The 18304-nt window shown below is 55.2% G+C and carries 15 protein-coding genes; all 15 read right to left on the reverse strand.

Annotated features, from left to right (window positions below):
- Nucleotides 1-43 precede the first annotated feature (43 nt).
- Nucleotides 44-2749 (reverse strand): preprotein translocase subunit SecA, encoded by a 2706-nt coding sequence (gene secA, locus VI01_RS23900; protein WP_045816935.1) that lies wholly within the window; start codon nucleotides 2747-2749, stop codon nucleotides 44-46.
- A gap of 75 nt (nucleotides 2750-2824) precedes the next feature.
- On the reverse strand, nucleotides 2825-3325 hold the full coding sequence (secM, locus tag VI01_RS23905; RefSeq protein WP_197079625.1) for a secA translation cis-regulator SecM: 501 nt from the start codon (nucleotides 3323-3325) through the stop codon (nucleotides 2825-2827).
- A gap of 268 nt (nucleotides 3326-3593) precedes the next feature.
- Nucleotides 3594-4511 (reverse strand): UDP-3-O-acyl-N-acetylglucosamine deacetylase, encoded by a 918-nt coding sequence (gene lpxC / locus VI01_RS23910; RefSeq protein WP_034829665.1) that lies wholly within the window; start codon nucleotides 4509-4511, stop codon nucleotides 3594-3596.
- A gap of 101 nt (nucleotides 4512-4612) precedes the next feature.
- The gene (gene ftsZ, locus VI01_RS23915; RefSeq protein WP_034829667.1) at nucleotides 4613-5767 is read right to left on the reverse strand and encodes a cell division protein FtsZ; all 1155 of its coding nucleotides are present in this window, start codon (nucleotides 5765-5767) and stop codon (nucleotides 4613-4615) included.
- A gap of 71 nt (nucleotides 5768-5838) precedes the next feature.
- A complete protein-coding gene (gene ftsA / locus VI01_RS23920; protein ID WP_013507861.1) occupies nucleotides 5839-7095 on the reverse strand; it encodes a cell division protein FtsA in 1257 nt (418 codons plus the stop codon).
- Nucleotides 7092-7931 (reverse strand): cell division protein FtsQ, encoded by an 840-nt coding sequence (ftsQ, locus tag VI01_RS23925; RefSeq protein WP_045816937.1) that lies wholly within the window; start codon nucleotides 7929-7931, stop codon nucleotides 7092-7094. The genes ftsA and ftsQ overlap by 4 nt, the downstream gene beginning before the upstream one ends.
- 1 nt (nucleotide 7932) lies before the next feature.
- On the reverse strand, nucleotides 7933-8853 hold the full coding sequence (locus tag VI01_RS23930) for a D-alanine--D-alanine ligase (protein ID WP_045816938.1): 921 nt from the start codon (nucleotides 8851-8853) through the stop codon (nucleotides 7933-7935).
- The gene (gene murC, locus VI01_RS23935; RefSeq protein ID WP_038649070.1) at nucleotides 8846-10321 is read right to left on the reverse strand and encodes a UDP-N-acetylmuramate--L-alanine ligase; all 1476 of its coding nucleotides are present in this window, start codon (nucleotides 10319-10321) and stop codon (nucleotides 8846-8848) included. Before murC ends, VI01_RS23930 begins: the two co-directional genes overlap by 8 nt.
- 69 nt (nucleotides 10322-10390) lie before the next feature.
- Nucleotides 10391-11449 carry an undecaprenyldiphospho-muramoylpentapeptide beta-N-acetylglucosaminyltransferase gene (murG, locus tag VI01_RS23940; RefSeq protein ID WP_045816939.1) on the reverse strand — a complete coding sequence of 353 codons (1059 nt, stop codon included), beginning with the start codon at nucleotides 11447-11449 and terminating at the stop codon, nucleotides 10391-10393.
- A complete protein-coding gene (ftsW, locus tag VI01_RS23945) occupies nucleotides 11446-12660 on the reverse strand; it encodes a cell division protein FtsW (protein WP_038649075.1) in 1215 nt (404 codons plus the stop codon). Before ftsW ends, murG begins: the two co-directional genes overlap by 4 nt.
- Nucleotides 12660-13976 carry a UDP-N-acetylmuramoyl-L-alanine--D-glutamate ligase gene (murD, locus tag VI01_RS23950; protein WP_038649076.1) on the reverse strand — a complete coding sequence of 439 codons (1317 nt, stop codon included), beginning with the start codon at nucleotides 13974-13976 and terminating at the stop codon, nucleotides 12660-12662. Before murD ends, ftsW begins: the two co-directional genes overlap by 1 nt.
- Nucleotides 13977-13978: 2 nt before the next feature.
- Entirely contained in the window at nucleotides 13979-15061 is a 1083-nt protein-coding gene (gene mraY, locus VI01_RS23955) for a phospho-N-acetylmuramoyl-pentapeptide-transferase (protein ID WP_034829683.1), read from the reverse strand.
- Complete coding sequence (murF, locus tag VI01_RS23960) at nucleotides 15055-16416, reverse strand: UDP-N-acetylmuramoyl-tripeptide--D-alanyl-D-alanine ligase (RefSeq protein ID WP_045816940.1); 1362 nt, start codon at nucleotides 16414-16416, stop codon at nucleotides 15055-15057. The genes mraY and murF overlap by 7 nt, the downstream gene beginning before the upstream one ends.
- Nucleotides 16413-17900 (reverse strand): UDP-N-acetylmuramoyl-L-alanyl-D-glutamate--2,6-diaminopimelate ligase, encoded by a 1488-nt coding sequence (murE, locus tag VI01_RS23965; protein ID WP_045816941.1) that lies wholly within the window; start codon nucleotides 17898-17900, stop codon nucleotides 16413-16415. Before murE ends, murF begins: the two co-directional genes overlap by 4 nt.
- Nucleotides 17887-18304, reverse strand: a 418-nt coding sequence (locus tag VI01_RS23970; RefSeq protein ID WP_255353490.1) for a penicillin-binding transpeptidase domain-containing protein, incomplete at its 5' end; no start/stop codon positions are given. The genes murE and VI01_RS23970, both read right to left, overlap by 14 nt.

Raw genomic sequence — 18304 nt, forward strand, 5'->3', positions numbered from 1 at the left:
TGATCCTTAACTGATCGGCATTAGCCCGAAGGCTCCTCGTTTATCAGGCCAGGCGGCCATGACACTGTTTGTATTTCTTACCGGAACCGCATGGGCACAAATCGTTGCGCCCTACTTTGCGCTCCCCACCCTGCGCAGCCAGCGCGGCGGCCGCCGCGGTTTCGTCATCAACGTGGCTCAGCTGTTGCTGCTGTGCCAGACGCTCAGCCTCTTCACGGCGTTGCTGTTCCATCGCTTCGACTTCCTCCGGCATGCGCACCTGTACTTTGCTCAGGGTGCTGATCACTTCATACTTCAGTGACTCCAGCATCGCCGCGAACATTGAGAAGGACTCGCGCTTGTATTCCTGCTTCGGATCTTTCTGCGCATAACCGCGCAGATGGATGCCCTGACGCAGATAATCCATCGCCGCCAGATGCTCTTTCCACAATGAATCCAGGGTTTGCAGCATCACGCCTTTTTCGAAGTTACGCATCATTTCAGCGCCAACCACTTCTTCTTTCGACGCATAGTTTTCATGCGCGCGGCTCATGATACGTTCACGCAGCGTTTCTTCATGCAGGTCCGGCTCTTTATCCAGCCATTCTGCAATCGGCAGATCCAGATCGAAATCGTTACGCAGGCGTTCTTCCAGACCAGGAACATCCCACATTTCTTCCAGCGACTGCGGCGGAATGTAGGTGTCGATGGTGGCTTTGAACACATCTTCACGGATGCTGTTGATGGTTTCAGACACATCAGACACGTCCAGCAGTTCATTACGCTGGCTGTAGATGGCGCGGCGCTGATCGTTCGCCACATCATCGTATTCCAGCAGCTGCTTACGGATGTCGAAGTTACGGCTTTCCACTTTACGCTGTGCGTTGGCAATCGCTTTGGTGACCCACGGATGCTCAATCGCTTCGCCTGGTTTCATGCCCAGTTTACGCATCATGTTAGATACGCGATCCGAGGCGAAGATACGCATCAATGCATCTTCCATCGACAGATAGAAGCGGGATGAACCGGCATCACCCTGACGACCCGCACGGCCGCGCAACTGGTTATCGATACGGCGCGATTCGTGGCGTTCAGTACCAATGATGTGCAGACCGCCCGAAGCCAGCACCGCATCATGGCGCAGTTTCCAGGCTTCTTTGATGGCCTGAATCTGCTCTTCTGAAGGTTCATCCAGCGCTGCCACTTCGGCCTGCCAGCTGCCGCCCAACACGATATCGGTACCACGACCTGCCATGTTGGTTGCGATGGTGACTGCAGCTGGTTGACCCGCCTGTGCCACGATATCCGCTTCGCTGGCGTGGAACTTGGCGTTCAGTACGCTGTGTTTAATACCCGCGCGCGTCAGTTCGTTAGAGACCACTTCTGATTTTTCAATCGAGATGGTACCCACCAGCACCGGTTGACCGTTGGCGGTACAGGCACGGATGTCTTCGATGATCGCGTCGATCTTCTCTTTCTCGGTCATATAGACCAGGTCAGCCATATCTTTACGCACCATCGGACGGTTAGTTGGCACCACGATGGTATCGAGTTTATAGATCGAGCTGAATTCAAACGCTTCGGTATCAGCAGTACCGGTCATACCGGCCAGTTTTTCGTAAATACGGAAGTAGTTCTGGAAGGTGATGGAAGCCAGCGTCTGGTTCTCGTTCTGGATTTCCACGCCTTCTTTGGCTTCAACAGCCTGATGCAAACCATCAGACCAGCGACGGCCCTGCATGGTACGGCCGGTGTGCTCATCGACGATGATCACTTCGCCATCTTTCACGATGTAATCGACATCGCGAGTAAACAGCGCATGCGCACGCAGTGCAGCCGTCACGTGATGCATCAGCATGATGTTGGTTGGCGAGTAAAGTGACTCACCTTCTTCCATGATGCCCTGGTTCACCAGCAGCTCTTCAACTTTTACCAGACCACGCTCGCTCATGTGAGCCTGACGTGCTTTCTCATCGACCCAGAAGTCACCTTCACCCTGGAAGGTTTCTGAATCTTCCTTCTCCTGGCGCACCAGGTGAGGAATGATTTTATTCACTTTGGTGTACAGCTCAGAGCTGTCTTCGGCAGGACCGGAGATGATTAACGGCGTACGCGCTTCATCGATCAGGATGGAGTCCACTTCATCCACCAACGCGTAGTGCAGTTTACGCTGGACGCGTTCTTCCGGGCTGAACGCCATGTTGTCGCGCAGGTAGTCGAAGCCGTATTCGTTGTTAGTACCGTAGGTGATATCCGCAGCATAGGCTGCGCGTTTGGCCACCGCGGGCATGTTTGGCAGGTTGATACCGATAGACAGACCCAGGAACTCGAACAGTGCACGGTTGTTTTCGGCATCACGCTGTGCCAGGTAGTCGTTCACCGTGACCACGTGCACGCCTTTACCGCTCAGTGCGTTCAGGTAAGCCGGCAGTGTTGCCGTCAGGGTTTTACCTTCACCGGTACGCATCTCGGCGATGCAACGCTCATTCAGCACCATGCCGCCAATCAGCTGTACATCGAAGTGGCGCATACCAAACACACGTTTACTGGCTTCACGTACCGTAGCAAAGGCTTCAGGAATCAGGCTTTCAAGGCTTTCACCCTTCTTCAGGCGTTCACGGAACAGGTCGGTTTTGGCTTTCAGTTCGTCATCCGAGAGCTTGACGAAATCCGGCTCCATCTTATTGATGACATCGACAATTTTGCGCATACGGCGCAGGGTACGATCGTTACTGCTGCCAAAGACTTTGGTTAACAATTTGATTAACATGATAAATTTTTCTCAATTCAGCCGCATTCATGCGGTCTGGAAAATCTAAAACAGGATGTGGAAAATCGTTAGCTGTTAAGCAATGGCAGGCCCGGCGCGGATGCCATGAATAGCAGCCTGCCAGTCAGCAGAAGTGTGAATTTGAGGTTCGCGATGACGCAGCGTTTCCTGCGGCTCTAATGCAATAGCGGGTTGAGCTGGCGATGTGAGTAGCGCCTGCAGCGAATCGATTAACGCCAGCTTTTGTGCCGCCAGCGGGACTGTATGACTCTGTTCCGCTTCTGCAGGTGGCGTCATGCTAAATGAGAGGTGGCGAATGACCGTGCGAATGGCATGCTGATGCCAGTAATCGACATTGAAATTAGGTCGACGCGCACTTTCCTGCAGACGGATTAAATGATCGAAATGAACAACATTGCCGACAAACAGGCTGCTGATGGGCGAGTCTGTCGCCGTGGACTCCGCACTTTGCGCACAGGCAGGCAAGCCCAAACTGGCCGCCACCATCCCTAATAAGAGATGAGGCCAGAAGTAGCGTCTGCCTAATTGTCGCCAGCGTGAGAAAATCCCGATCACAACCTGTCCACAGTTAAATAAAGTAATGAAGCCGTTGCGGTTATCCGCGAACCTGCTCATATGAGCGCCAGATAATAGCACTTATGTGGGGCCAGGACACCAGTGATTAAAGGGCTTACGGGGGATTTCACGTTTATTTGTACAGGCTTTCGCCAGTGATAGCAGAGAATTGAGAGCGGTCTTGCAGGAATAAAAAACTGGCAATAAAAAACGGCAGCTTCCACTGACCGGAGAGGGTGTCAGGGAAACTGCCGTTTTTATGACTGACTTACGCCAGGACTAAATTTGGTGCTTTGAATGCCAGTGGCAGTTCAGCTTCGTCTTCGAAGGTTGCCCATTCCCAGGCTTCCTGCTTCGCCAGTACCGCTTGCAGCAATTTATTGTTTAAAGCATGACCAGATTTGAACGCAGAGAAAGCGCCAATCACATTGTGGCCACACATAAACAGATCGCCGATCGCGTCCAGCATTTTGTGACGAACGAACTCATCTTCAAAGCGCAGACCGTCTTCGTTGAGTACGCGGAAATCATCAAGACCAATCGCACAATCTAAGCTACCGCCCAGGCACAGGCCTTTAGACTGCAGATATTCGATCTCACGCATAAAACCAAAGGTGCGCGCACGACTGATTTGGCGAACAAACGCCTCAGCCGAGAAGTTCAGCTGGTAACGCTGCGAGCTTGAGTCAATTGCCGGATGTTTGAAGTCGATAGTAAAGTCGAGTGAGAAACCGTTATAGGGTTTGATCTCGGCCCACTTATCGCCATCTTCAACACGCACCGTCTGCTTAACGCGTACGAATTTCTTCGCACTGTTCAGCTCTTCGACGCCTGCATCCATCAGCAAGTAGACAAAAGGCGCGGCACTGCCATCCATAATCGGAATTTCGGGCGCATCGACTTCAACAATGATGTTGTCGATACCCAAGCCAGCCAATGCAGCATTCAGGTGTTCAACCGTCGATATACGCACGCCTTCATCATTCACCAGGCAGGTACTCAGCATGGTGTCGCGCACGTATTTTGCATCAGCCGGGAAATCAACCGGTGGATTCAAGTCAGTGCGACGATAGATGACCCCGGTATTAGCCGACGCAGGGCGTAAGGTCAGCGTGACTTTCTTGCCGGTATGTAAACCGACACCAGTCGCCTGAACAATACGTTTTAATGTCCTTTGTTTGATCATCGCATTATCTCGCAATATTACCCATCCGACCGCCAGTATAAATTACCAGCGGGCGAATACTTTAGCACAAAGAGCGGAGAATCCCAATTCTCAGGATATTCTTAGTCTGCCTGCTTACGCAGGAAGGCTGGAATATCAAGATAATCTGGCTCTTTATTGGACGATGCTGGCTGGTCGTTGACCACTTTCGCTGCCGGCTTCTGCTCCTGCGGCAACGGCGCCATGCCGTGCTGCTGGTAGCGATGATCCATCACTGGCTGCGAAGCCGGTTTATTGGTCACCAGCGTAATTTCTGGACGCTTGTCCATGCCAATACCGGTCGCAACGACGGTCACGCGCAGTTCGTCGTTCATCTCTGGGTCCAGAGAAGTACCGATTACCACGGTGGCGTTGTCAGAGGCGAAGGCGCGGATAGTGTTACCCACGGTTTCGAACTCATCCAGACGCAGATCGAAGCCCGCCGTGATGTTGACCAGCACGCCGCGCGCACCAGACAGATCGATATCTTCCAGCAGTGGGCTGGAGATCGCCATTTCGGCTGCTTCTTCGGCACGGTCTTCACCGCACGCCACGCCGGAGCCCATCATGGCGTAACCCATTTCTGACATCACGGTACGCACGTCCGCGAAGTCAACGTTCATCAAGCCTGGGCGAGTAATCAGCTCGGCGATACCCTGCACCGCACCTTTCAGTACGTCGTTGGCTGCACCAAAGGCATCCAGCAGAGAGATACCGCGACCCAGCACTTTTAACAGCTTGTCGTTCGGGATGGTGATCAGTGAATCGACATGCTTAGACAGCTCAGCGATACCCTGTTCAGCAAAAGCCATACGCTTTTTGCCTTCGAAGTTGAAGGGCTTGGTCACCACCGCAACGGTCAGGATACCCAAGTCTTTTGCTACTTCTGCCACGACTGGCGCTGCACCGGTACCGGTACCGCCGCCCATGCCTGCAGCGATAAACACCATGTCTGCCCCTTCCAGTGCAGAACGCAGTGCTTCACGATCTTCCTCAGCTGAGGTACGACCCACTTCCGGGTTTGCTCCCGCACCGAGACCCTTGGTGATACCGGTCCCGATCTGGATCGTCTGGCCAACCGCTGTCTTACGCAACGCTTGCGCGTCGGTGTTTACAGCGAAGAATTCTACACCTTCGATACGCTCGCGTACCATGTGCTCTACGGCGTTGCCACCGCCGCCGCCGACGCCGATGACTTTAATCACCGCGTCATTGGTTAATTCCATAGGTTCAAACATGATTTCTCTCCGTTATGTGCCTGTCGCCTGGAGATCATAAACATTGCCTGCATGATCTCCTTTTTCAAAAATTAAAACTCTTTCTTCAGCCAGCTATTGATACGTTTAAACCAGTTGCCCACTGAAGCACGTTTTTCCGTTTCTGCATCACCGTTCATGTGTGACTCTTTGCCGTAATGCAGCAGACCGACTGCAGTTGAATAATACGGCTCCTGCGCATAATCCGTCAGGCCGGTGATGTTAAGTGGCTGACCAATACGCACCTGCGTATGGAACACACGCTGGGCGCAAGCGGCCAAACCTTCAATCTGTGCTGCGCCACCGGTCAGCACGATGCCTGCTGCCAGGTGGTGTTTCACGCCCTGCTGGCGCAGTTGTTCCTGCAGTTGCAGAATCTCGTCATTCACCAGATTCAGCAATTCGGTGTAACGCGGCTCAATCACTTCTGCCAGCGTTTGGCGTTGCAGACTGCGCGGTGGACGTCCACCGACGCTCGGCACTTCGACGTTTTCATCTTTGCCAACAATCGAACCCAGCGCACAACCATGGCGTACTTTGATCGCTTCCGCATCGGTTGGCGGTGTGCCGAAGGCATAGGCGATATCACTGGTCACCACATTCCCTGCATAAGGGATCACTTTGGTGTGACGCAGTGCGCCGCCGGTGTAAACCGCGATATCCATTGTACCGCCACCGATGTCAACAACACAGACGCCCAGCTCACGTTCATCTTCAGTCAGAACCGAGAAACTGGATGCCAGTCCGGCAAAAATCAGTTGGTCAACTTTCAGGCCGCAACGTTCAACGGCTTTAACAATATTTTTCGCCATATCATTGTGGCAGGTGATCAAGTGCACTTTCGCCTGCATACGCACGCCGGAAAGTCCCACCGGATTCTTGATGCCTTCCTGATAATCAATGGCATATTCCTGAGGAATAACATGCAGGATACGATGTTCATCGCGCACGCGTACGGATTTCGCCGTATGTACCACGTTCTCTACATCATCCTGAGTCACTTCCTCTTCCGAAATCGGAACCATCCCGATTTCGTTCTGACAACTGATATGTTTGCCCGATAAAGCAAGGTAAACCGACGAAATCTGGCAATCAGCCATCAGTTCAGCCTGGTCGATGGCGCGTTGAACGCATTTCACCACCGACTCAAGGTCATTTACGCCGCCTTTATCCATACCGCGAGACGGGCAGCTGCCCACCCCAATAATGTTGACCATACCATCAGGCAGAATTTCCCCAACCAGGGCGGCTACCTTTGCGGTGCCGATTTCAAGTCCTACTACCAGTTTTCTGTCCGTTGCCTTGATCATTGTGGTTTAGCCTGTGCCTGGTTTTGTTGCTGATTACTGTCCTGTGGCTCCAGCGGGGCCGCTGCCCAGCCTACTGCGGCACCGGAGTCGTAGCGCAAATCGACATAGGTAATGCGCTTGTTCTGACTCTGGCCTTGCTGCAGCAGCTCCGGATAGAGCTCAATAAAACGGTTCAGACGCTTCATGGTGTCGCTGCGTCCCAGTTCGATGCGCACATCGTCGCTGGTCACTAACTGCCACGAGCGCCGCGCCGTCATCGACGCGACCTTCAGGGTAAACTTGCCGGCTTTGAGCACATCACTCATGGTGTGATAGCCCGCCAACACCTCTGTTTCACTGCCTTCCGGGCCATATAACATCGGCAATGTTTCTTTACCGATGTGACTGGCCGGGACGCTGAAGGAGACGCCATCGGCGTCTACCATGTGTGAGTCATTCCAGCGAGCCACCGGAACGTACTCCACCAGGTTAATCTTCAGCTCATCAGGCCACTGCTTACGCACACTGACCTGTTTGATCCAGGGTAAACGCTCAATCTGTTGCTGGATGATGTCCACGTTTTGCGACATAAACGTGCCAGGCGCACCGAGCGACAAAATGGCCTGGCGAATGTCATCATGCGTGGTGTAATGCGTTTCCCCGGTCACCACCAGCTTCGACAGCGGTAAACGCGACGCATCATTCATCCACTTCAGCACCACCAGCCCACCGGCGGCCATGATGCCCAACACAATCAGCAGGAATACGACGCCAAACAGTCGGGCACCGTTGCTACGCCCGGTGCGCGCACGCTCCTGGGGTTCGCGATTTCGTACACGTATCGCCGCCTGAGACATATCAGTCAGCCAGTTCCAGAATACGCGCCACCAGCTGCGGGAAACTGTATCCTGCCTGCTTCGCGGCCATCGGCACCAGACTGTGGCTGGTCATGCCCGGTGAGGTATTCACTTCCAGCAACTGGAATTTACCCTCATCATCCGTCATCACATCGACACGCCCCCAGCCGCTGCACCCCAGTGCACGCCAGGCTGCCCATACTAACGTCTTCAATTCTGCTTCCTGCTCTGCACTCAAACCGCTTGGGCAGAAGTATTCAGTATCGTCTGAAATATATTTCGCTTCATAGTCATAGAACTCGCTGGCGGTTTTTATTCTGATAGAAGGCAGAATTTCATCACCCAGAATGCCAACGGTATATTCCGCACCGCTCAGGAAGGCCTCAATCAAGACATCATTGTCGTGGCGAAACGCTTCATCCAACGCAGCAGGCAGTGCTTCTAACGTATTCACTCGGCTGATGCCGACACTTGAACCTTCACAGCTTGGTTTCACAAACAGCGGCAGGCCGAGCGCATCGATTGCAGCCTGGGTTTGTGCATCTAAACCCAATTCCCGCTGCTGGCGCGTTAACCAAACAAATTTTCCTGATGGCAGTCCCCTGCCCTGCCACAGCAATTTGCTGCGCAGTTTATCCATGGTGATCGCCGAAGCCATCACGCCGCTGCCGGTATACGGCAACTGGAGGAACTCCAGTACCGCCTGCAGCGTGCCATCTTCACCGCCACGACCATGCAGGGCGATAAAGGCTTTTTCAAAACCCTGCGCTTTGAGGTCCAGCACTGACACATCACGGGTATCCACGCCGTGTGCATCAATGCCCATCTCGCGCAATCCTGCCAACACGGCACTGCCAGACATTAGCGATACATCACGCTCTGCAGAGGTTCCGCCCATCAGGACGGCGACTTTCTCAGCCATGGCGCACCTCCGTTTTCGCAGCTGGCTGCAACTCAAGCTCAGCCAGTTTGCGGGCGATTTTGCCGATATTGCCGGCGCCCTGCACGATGACCAGATCGTCACCTGACAACAACGGGGCCAGCGCTTCCGGCAACGCATCGTGCTCAGAGACCAGAATCGGGTCAACCTTGCCACGATGGCGAATCGCGCGGCACAGTGAACGGCTATCTGCGCCTGGAATCGGCGCCTCACCGGCCGGATAAACATCCAGCATCAGCAATACATCAACCTGTGACAGCACGTTAGCGAAGTCATCGAACAGATCACGAGTTCGCGTGTAACGGTGCGGCTGGAACACCATCACCAGTTTCTTATTTGGCCAGCCGGCACGGGCGGCTTTGATGGTGACGTCGACTTCCGTTGGGTGATGACCGTAATCATCTACCAGCATCGCGCTGCCTGGATTGCCATTGACCGCTGCGGTATCAAATTCGCCCAGCACATCAAAGCGGCGTCCAGTGCCCTGGAAACTCTCCAGCGCGGCCAAAATCGCGTTATCTTCAATGCCTTCTTCCGTCGCCACTGCAACAGCGGCGGCTGCGTTTAAGGCATTGTGACGACCCGGCGCATTCAGGGTCACTTTCAGCACCGGCTTGTCCTGACGAATCAGGGTAAAGTGCCCCTGCGCGCCACGTTGTTCATAGTTTTCGATGCGCACATCGGCGTCATCACTGAAGCCGTACGTGGTGACCTGACGGCCCACGCGTGGGATCAAATCGCGGATCACCACATCATCCACACACATCACAGCACGTCCATAGAACGGCAGGTTATGCAGGAAGTTAATGAACGTCTGCTTCAGGTTCTCGAAGTCGCCCTGATAGGTGTCCATATGGTCCGCTTCGATATTGGTGACAATCGCCACCATCGGCTGCAGATGCAGGAACGACGCGTCACTCTCATCCGCTTCCGCAATCAGGTAACGACTGGTGCCCAAACGCGCATGGGTGCCCGCCGCTTTCACCAGGCCGCCATTCACGAATGTCGGATCCAGTCCACCTTCGGCATAAATACTGGTGACCATCGCTGTCGTGGTGGTTTTGCCGTGCGTACCGGCAACCGCGATACCATGACGGAAGCGCATCAGCTCAGCCAGCATCTCTGCACGGCGGATCACCGGGATACGCTGCTCGCGGGCCGCGACCAGTTCCGGATTGTCCTGTGCCACCGCTGTCGACACCACCACCACGCTCGCATCCGTCACGTTTTCCGGGCGATGGTTGAAATAAATGGTCGCACCTAACGAGGCCAGATGCTGGGTCACCGGATTAGGCGCCAGATCCGAACCGCTGATGTGATAACCTTCGTTCGCCAACACCTCGGCAATACCGCCCATGCCAGCACCACCGATGCCGACAAAGTGAATGTGCCGGACGCGACGCATCTCGGGCACAATAGAACGCAGTTTTGCCAATTGTTGTGTATTCATCTGTCTCAATTACCTGTTGATCTCATGTGTACCTGCATTCAGGTACAGCCGGTCAAACCGACCTATTAATTACTTCGCGACGCGTGCCACTTCCTGTGCAACCCGATCGGTTGCATCAGGAATCGCAACCTGGCGCGCTTTCTCAGCCATCGCCAGCAGCGTTTTGCGATCCCAGTGGCGCAACGTGTCCGCTACTGCAGTCGCGGTAAATTGCGGCTGCTCGAAAATTTTGGCTGCGCCCGCTTGCTCCAGCGGCAACGCATTCCAGTATTGCTGGCGGTCTTTATGCTGAAACGGCACAAAGATTGCCGGTAAACCTGCGGCGGCGACTTCGCTCACCGTTAAGGCGCCCGAACGACACACCACCACATCCGCCCAGGCATAGGCTTCCGCCATATCATCGATAAACTCGGTGACCTTGTGCTGCGGCTGTCCGGCATCGCGATAAGCCTGCTGCACCATCTCCAGCGCACCTTTGCCGCTTTGATGCCAAATCGTGATGGCATCACCCAGTTCCGCGGCCACCTGCGGCACCGTTTGATTCAATATGCGTGCGCCCTGGCTTCCGCCAACTACCAGCACACGAATCGCACCGCTGCGTCCACTCAGGCGTTCAGCAGGCAGCGGCAGGGCTAACACATCGGTACGCACGGGATTGCCAACCACATCGGCTTTCGGGAATGCACCCGGAAACGCCTGCATCACTTTGGTGGCAATTTTCGCCAGCCATTTGTTGGTCAGCCCGGCAATGCCGTTCTGCTCATGCAGCACCACCGGGATACCGCAACTCCAGGCGGCTAATCCACCCGGGCCGGAAACATATCCGCCCATACCGAGTACCACGTCCGGCTGCCAGTGCTTCATAATGCGACGCGCCTGGCGCCATGCATTGAAAATACGTACGGGTGCCAGTAACTGTGCTTTGACACCTTTGCCGCGCAAACCACTGATGCGGATAAAATCGATCTCAATGCCATGCTTCGGCACCAAATCCGCTTCCATTCGGTCAGCGGTTCCAAGCCAGCGCACCTGCCAGCCCTGTTCGATCAGATGGTGTGCCACCGCCAGACCAGGGAACACGTGTCCACCGGTTCCACCAGCCATCACCATCAGCCGCTTACTACTCATCGAGCACCTCGGGTAAACGCCTGCGCTTTTGCCAGACGCGTTTCATAATCAATGCGCAATAAAAACACGATGGCGGTCGACATGATGATCAGACTTGAGCCACCGTAACTGATCAGCGGCAGTGTCAGACCTTTGGTCGGCAGCATGCCTGCGGCCGCACCGACGTTAACCAGCGCCTGGAAGCTAAACCACACGCCAATTGAGCAAGCGAGGAAGCCAGAAAAGCGCTGATCGATCTCCAGAGCACGGCGACCAATCGACATCGCGCGAAAAGCCACGAAGAATACCATTAACAGCGCCAAAACCACACCGACATAACCCAACTCTTCACCAATGATGGAGAAGATAAAGTCGGTATGCGCCTCGGGCAGATACTCAAGTTTTTGCACCGAGTTGCCGAGACCCTGGCCCCAGAATTCGCCACGGCCAAAGGCCATCAGAGACTGGGTCAGCTGGTAGCCGCTGCCAAAGGGATCTTCCCATGGGTTCCAGAAAGAGGTCACACGGCGCATACGATAGGGTTCAGCGATAATCAGCAGCACCACGGCAAAAATACCGGAGCCGATGATCGCCAGGAACTGCCACATTTTGGCGCCCGCGAGGAACAGCATCGCCAGCGTTGTGACGAACAGCACTACCACCGTACCAAGGTCCGGTTGCGCCAGTAGCAGAACGGCCAGCACCACCATCACCCCCATCGGCTTACAGAAGCCCCAGAAGTTGTTACGCACTTCTTCTACTTTGCGCACCAGATAGCTGGCGAGATAGCAAAACAGGGACAGTTTGGATAATTCAGCCGGCTGAATACGTAATGGGCCCAAGGCAATCCAGCGCGATGCACCGTTAACCGAGCTGCCCACCACCAAGACAATCAGCAGCATTGCCACAGACGCCATCAGCATCACGTTGCTGTAGCGCTGCCAGAAATCCATTGGCACGCGCAATGTCACCAGCGCCATACCTACCGCCAGGGCAATATAAAAAGCGTCGCGTTTAGCGAAGTAGAACGGGTCTTCGTTAAGACGCTGGCCGACCGGCATCGACGCTGAAGTCACCATCACAAAGCCGATAATCGCCAAACCAAAGGTCAGCCACAGCAGCGTGCGGTCATACAGCACCACTGGCGCATCATCATTTTCACGGCCACCCATTACCCAATCGCGTAAACGCACGGAGAGGAAGCTGGCAATACTGGCACCCGGAATGCGCATCAGCTCAGCTCCTTCGCCAGTTGCGCGAAAATATCACCGCGCTGTTCAAAATTACGGAACTGATCGAGGCTGGCGCAGGCCGGTGACAGCAGCACCATGTCGCCCGCCTTCGCCTGAGGGGCAATCTGCTCCATGGCTTGCTGCATCGTTTCTGTACGCGTAGCGATCTCAGGGCGCAATGCAGCGAGCGCATCGCCGTCGCGGCCAAAGCAATAGAGACGTACGTTGTCGCCCTGCAAAAAGCGCGTCAGCGAACTGAAATCAGCAGATTTGCCATCGCCGCCCATCAGCAGCCATAAGGTGCCTTTCACCTGCAAACCATTGAGTGCCGCTTCAGTGCTGCCGACGTTGGTGGCTTTGGAGTCATTGATCCAGCGCACACCGTTCGCTTCATGCACCAGCTGAAAACGGTGTGCCAGGCCAGTGAAAGTGGTTAACGCTTTCAGACTGGAAGCGCGCGGGATGTTCACCGCATCTGCCAGCGCCAGCGCCGCCAGTGCGTTGGTGTAGTTGTGCTGGCCCACCAGAGTCATTTCATCAGTGTTTAGCACTCTTTCGCCCTGCGCCCGCAGCCAGGTGCTGCCTTGCTGCTGGGTCAGGTGATAATCACCCAGATTAATGCCAAAACTGACACATCGTGCATCAACACCACGCACAGGCATGGTCATACCATCATCGGCATTGACCACACAGACGCGGGCGTTTTCATAAATGCGCAATTTCGCCGCACGATACTGCTGCATGCCCAACGGATAGCGATCCATATGATCTTCCGTTACGTTGAGAATGGTGGCAGCCGCTGCTTGCAGACTGTAGGTGGTTTCAAGTTGGAAGCTGGAAAGTTCCAGCACATACAACTGTGCCGGAGACTTCAGCAGGGTTAACGCCGGTAAACCGATGTTGCCACCTACGCCAACCTGCCAACCTGCTGCACGGGCCATTTCACCCACCAGCGTGGTGACAGTGCTTTTACCGTTCGAGCCGGTGATCGCGACAATCGGAGCCTGAGCTTCACGGCAGAACAGTTCGATATCACCGACGATTTCGATACCGGCATCCGCAGCTTCACTTAATGCAGGGTGCGCCAGCGCGATGCCTGGACTGGCAACGATCAAATCAGACGCCAGCAACCAGTCGCTGTTGATACCGCCCACATAGCGTTCAACCGCCTCAGGCAACTTGTCGAGGCCAGGCGGAGACACACGGGTATCCATCACGCGAGGCGTCACGCCCTGCGCGAGGAAGAAATCAACACAGGACAGGCCAGTGATGCCGAGTCCAATGATGACGACTTTTCTGCCCCGATAGTCAGCCATGATTAACGTACCTTCAGCGTTGCCAGGCCAATCAGCACCAGCATCAGTGAAATAATCCAGAAGCGCACAATGACGCGCGGCTCCGGCCAGCCCTTCAATTCATAGTGGTGGTGAATCGGCGCCATGCGGAAAATGCGTTGGCCGCGCAGCTTGAACGATCCCACCTGCAGGATCACCGACAGCGTTTCAACCACAAACACGCCGCCCATGATCACCAGCAAAAATTCCTGGCGCAGCAGCACGGCGATGGTACCTAACGCGCCACCCAGTGCCAGTGAACCCACATCGCCCATAAAGACCTGAGCCGGGTAGGTGTTGAACCACAGGAAGCCAAGACCTGCACCGACAATCGCGGTACAGACAATCACTAATTCACCGGCATGGCGCAGATACGGAATATGCAGATACTCAGCAAACTTCACGTTACCGGTCGCCCATGCCACCAGCGCAAAACCTGCCGCCACGAAGACGGTTGGCATAATCGCCAGGCCATCCAGACCATCAGTCAGGTTGACCGCATTACCGGTGCCGACAATCACAAAGTAAGCCAGCAGCACATAGAACAATCCAAGCTGCGGCATGATGTCTTTAAAGAACGGCACCACCAACTGTGTGGCCGGTGTACCTTTACCCGCAGCGTAAAGCGCAAAAGCCACGCCAAGGGAAATCACCGACATCCAGAAGTATTTCCAGCGGGCAATCAGGCCTTTGGTGTCTTTGCGCACCACTTTGCGATAGTCATCCACAAAACCGATGATGCCGAAACCAATCAGCACCGCCAGCACGCACCACACATAAGGGTTGGATGGATACGCCCACATCAACACCGATACGGTGATGGAAGTGAGGATCATGATGCCGCCCATGGTTGGCGTACCGCGCTTACTAAAGTGCGATTCAGGACCGTCGTTACGCACCACCTGGCCAATCTGCAGCTTCTGCAGCCAGGCGATCAGACGTGGGCCCATCCAGAGTGACAGGAACAGGGCGGTCAGCAGGCTGACAATGGCGCGAAACGTCAAATACGAGAAGACGTTAAAGCCGGAATAAAGTGCGACCAAATGTTCGGCCAGCCAGACTAGCATGTTCCTTTCTCCTGTAAGCTCTCGACGACCTGCTCCATGGCGGCGCTACGTGAGCCTTTAACCAAAATAGTGATGTCCTGATGTTGGGACAGCAATGCGCGTAAACGTTCAGTCAGCTCGGCTTTCGTGGCGAAATGCTCGCCTTTGCCGCTACTTTCACCAATCAACCGACTCAAAGTGCCGGTACTCAGAACACAATCAATACCTGCTGCCCTGGCTGCTTCACCCACCTGCTGATGGCAAGCTTCCGCTTCATCGCCCAGTTCGGCCATATCACCGACTACCATCACGCGGAACCCCGGCATATCGCCCAGTACCTGTGCGGCCGCCGTCATCGAGCCGACGTTGGCGTTGTAGCTGTCATCCAGCAGCAGTTGGTTATCTGCCAGACGTATCGGGAACAGACGGCCCGCTACGGGCTGCAATGTTTTCAAACCGGTTTGGATCGCGCTTAGCGGGGCATCAACAGACAGTGCCAGCGCAGCAGCAGCAAGTGCGTTCGCGATGTTGTGGCGGCCTGGCAGCGGCAGCGCAACATCAATATCCCCGCGCGGCGTATGCAAAGTAAACAGCGTGGCATCAGCGCGCAGCACGATTTCACTGGCACGGAATTCAGCATCCGCCATCGGCTGGGCTGAGAAGCGCCACAGCGTTTTATCGACAAACTGCGACTGCCAGTTAGCGAGGTCGTTGCTATCCGCATTGACGATGGCAGTGCCGTGTACTGGCAATCCACCAAAGATTTCGCCTTTGGCTTTCGCCACACCGGCCAGTGAACCAAAGCCTTCCAGATGCGCTGCAGCCAGGTTGTTCACCAACGCCGTTTCGGGACGCACTAAATCGGTGGTGTACGCAATTTCGCCCTGATGATTGGCACCCAGCTCAATCACCGCGAACTCGTGTTCTGGAGTCAGACGCAGCAACGTCATCGGCACGCCGAAGTCGTTGTTCAGGTTGCCAGCGGTATACAGGGTTTCACCACACTGACGCAAAATGGCAGCGGTCATCTCTTTGACGGAGGTTTTACCGGATGAACCGGTCAGGGCTACCACACGCGCCTTCGATTGCTGGCGCACCCAGGCGCCGAGCTGACCAAAGGCGATGCGCGTATCAGCGACCACCACTTGTGGCACATCTAAAGGCAAGTGCTTACTCACCAGCAGCGCTTTGGCACCCTTGGCAATAGCATCCTGAGCAAAGTCATGCGCATCAAAACGCTCACCGACCAGTGCGACAAACAGGCTGCCATCAGCAACTTTGCGCGTGTCGCTGGTCACATCATTCAGTGTCAAATCAACGCCATGCAGTTGACCGCCGCTGATTTCAGCCAATGTTTTCAAAGAAACCGGAATCATGCCATCACCCCCAGTAAACGGGCGACGGTGTCGCGATCGGAGTAATCCAGACGACGGTTACCAATAATTTGATAATCTTCATGGCCTTTACCCGCCACCAGCACGATGTCATCGACATTGGCCTGCATCACAGCGTTAGTGACCGCTTGCGCACGTCCTGCGACCACGCGGGCACGACCGGGATCGAGCAAGCCAGTCAGAATGTCATTCACAATCGCGGTCGGCTCTTCGCTGCGCGGATTGTCATCAGTGATCACCACGATGTCAGAGAACTGTTCAGCTATCGCGCCCATCAGTGGACGTTTGCCTTTGTCGCGATCGCCGCCACAGCCGAATACGCACCACAGCTTGCCTTTGCAGTGCAAGCGCGCGGCTTCCAGCGCTTTTTCCAGCGCATCAGGGGTGTGGGCATAATCCACCACCACTGTGGGTTTTTCTGGTGCCGTGAACACTTCCATACGGCCACATACCGGTTGCAGCTGTGCAGCGCTTGATACCAGTGCCTCCAGCGGATAATCGAGCGTCAGCAAGGTGGCCAGTGCCAGCAGCAGATTGCTGACATTGAATGCGCCCATCAAACGGCTATCAAATTCACCGTCGCCCCAGCTGGAGCTGAACTGGATGTGCGCACCGCCATCGTGATAATTCACCGCTGTGGCTTTCAGCCAGCGCCCACGACAGCCAGGCTGCAAGTTGTCATTCATGGTGACGGCAACGGCATCTGGCAGTTTTTCCAGCCAGCGGCGTCCGACCTCGTCATCGGCGTTGATAATGGCTTCGCCAACCTGATGCTCAGAGAACAGCAGCCATTTGGCGGCTTCGTAGCCCTGCATATCACCGTGATAATCCAGGTGATCGCGGCTCAGATTGGTGAACACGGCAGCCGCGAAGGGCAATGCCGCCACGCGATGCTGCACCAGGCCGTGAGAAGAGACTTCCATCGCGGCCAGCGTGGCACCCTGCTCCACCAGATCATTCAATACATGTTGTACATCCACTGCGGAACCGGTGGTGTTTTCGGTGGCCACCAGTTGGCCATATAAGCCATTACCCACGGTGCCCATCACGGCACCGGTTTCACCCAGCAGATTGGCCCACTGCGCCATCAGTTGCGTGGTGGTGGTTTTTCCGTTGGTGCCGGTCACACCGATTAATTTGAGTTTTTCAGCAGGCTGCTGATAAAAGCGCCCGGCCAGTGCAGAGAGACGCTGCTGCAACTGCGCCAGGTAGATAACCGGGACGCCGTGCATCTCGCGGATATCTCCATCGCTGGCTTCGCCTTCGGCTTCGGCAATCACTGCCGCGACGCCCTGAGCAATAGCCTGCGGAATAAAACGACGTCCATCAGCATGATGGCCCGCCACGGCGATAAACAGATCGCCAGCAGCCGCAGCGCGGCTATCCAGTGTCATGTCACGGAGTGGACGCGCCGGCGCGCCCGGCACCCACGGGGCCAGTAAATCGCGCAGGTTACGATCGGTCACTTGGTTCCTCACTTCTGTTCTTCACCAACTCGTCTTTATCAATTGTCGGCAGCGCATCCGGTTCAATATTCATGGTGCGTAATACACCGCCCATGATGGCGCCAAACACCGGTGCAGAAACCGCACCACCATAATATTTGCCGGCCTGAGGATCGTTGATCACCACCACCAGCGCAAAACGAGGGCGACTGGCAGGCGCAACGCCTGCCGTGTAAGCAATGTATTTATTGACGTAGCGTCCGTCCGGTCCCACTTTTTTCGCAGTACCGGTTTTAATCGCGATGCGATAGCCCTTGATGGCGGCTTTGACCCCACCACCGCCAGGCAACGCCACGCTCTCCATCATGTGCATCACCGTTTTCACCAGGTCTTCCTGGAAAACGCGTTCACCCGCCACTGGCGGG

This window comes from Pantoea sp. SM3 (assembly GCF_000963995.1).
In the GTDB taxonomy this organism is placed as follows: Bacteria; Pseudomonadota; Gammaproteobacteria; order Enterobacterales; family Enterobacteriaceae; genus Pantoea; species Pantoea rwandensis_B.

Excerpts from the sequence above, each read along its gene's own strand:
- secA (WP_045816935.1), bottom strand. The coding sequence starts at position 2,749 with ATGTTAATCAAATTGTTAACCAAAGTCTTTGGCAGCAGTAACGATCGT.
- lpxC (WP_034829665.1), bottom strand. The coding sequence starts at position 4,511 with ATGATCAAACAAAGGACATTAAAACGTATTGTTCAGGCGACTGGTGTC.
- ftsZ (WP_034829667.1), bottom strand. The coding sequence starts at position 5,767 with ATGTTTGAACCTATGGAATTAACCAATGACGCGGTGATTAAAGTCATC.
- ftsA (WP_013507861.1), bottom strand. The coding sequence starts at position 7,095 with ATGATCAAGGCAACGGACAGAAAACTGGTAGTAGGACTTGAAATCGGC.
- ftsQ (WP_045816937.1), bottom strand. The coding sequence starts at position 7,931 with ATGTCTCAGGCGGCGATACGTGTACGAAATCGCGAACCCCAGGAGCGT.
- VI01_RS23930 (WP_045816938.1), bottom strand. The coding sequence starts at position 8,853 with ATGGCTGAGAAAGTCGCCGTCCTGATGGGCGGAACCTCTGCAGAGCGT.
- murC (WP_038649070.1), bottom strand. The coding sequence starts at position 10,321 with ATGAATACACAACAATTGGCAAAACTGCGTTCTATTGTGCCCGAGATG.
- murG (WP_045816939.1), bottom strand. The coding sequence starts at position 11,449 with ATGAGTAGTAAGCGGCTGATGGTGATGGCTGGTGGAACCGGTGGACAC.
- ftsW (WP_038649075.1), bottom strand. The coding sequence starts at position 12,660 with ATGCGCATTCCGGGTGCCAGTATTGCCAGCTTCCTCTCCGTGCGTTTA.
- murD (WP_038649076.1), bottom strand. The coding sequence starts at position 13,976 with ATGGCTGACTATCGGGGCAGAAAAGTCGTCATCATTGGACTCGGCATC.
- mraY (WP_034829683.1), bottom strand. The coding sequence starts at position 15,061 with ATGCTAGTCTGGCTGGCCGAACATTTGGTCGCACTTTATTCCGGCTTT.
- murF (WP_045816940.1), bottom strand. The coding sequence starts at position 16,416 with ATGATTCCGGTTTCTTTGAAAACATTGGCTGAAATCAGCGGCGGTCAA.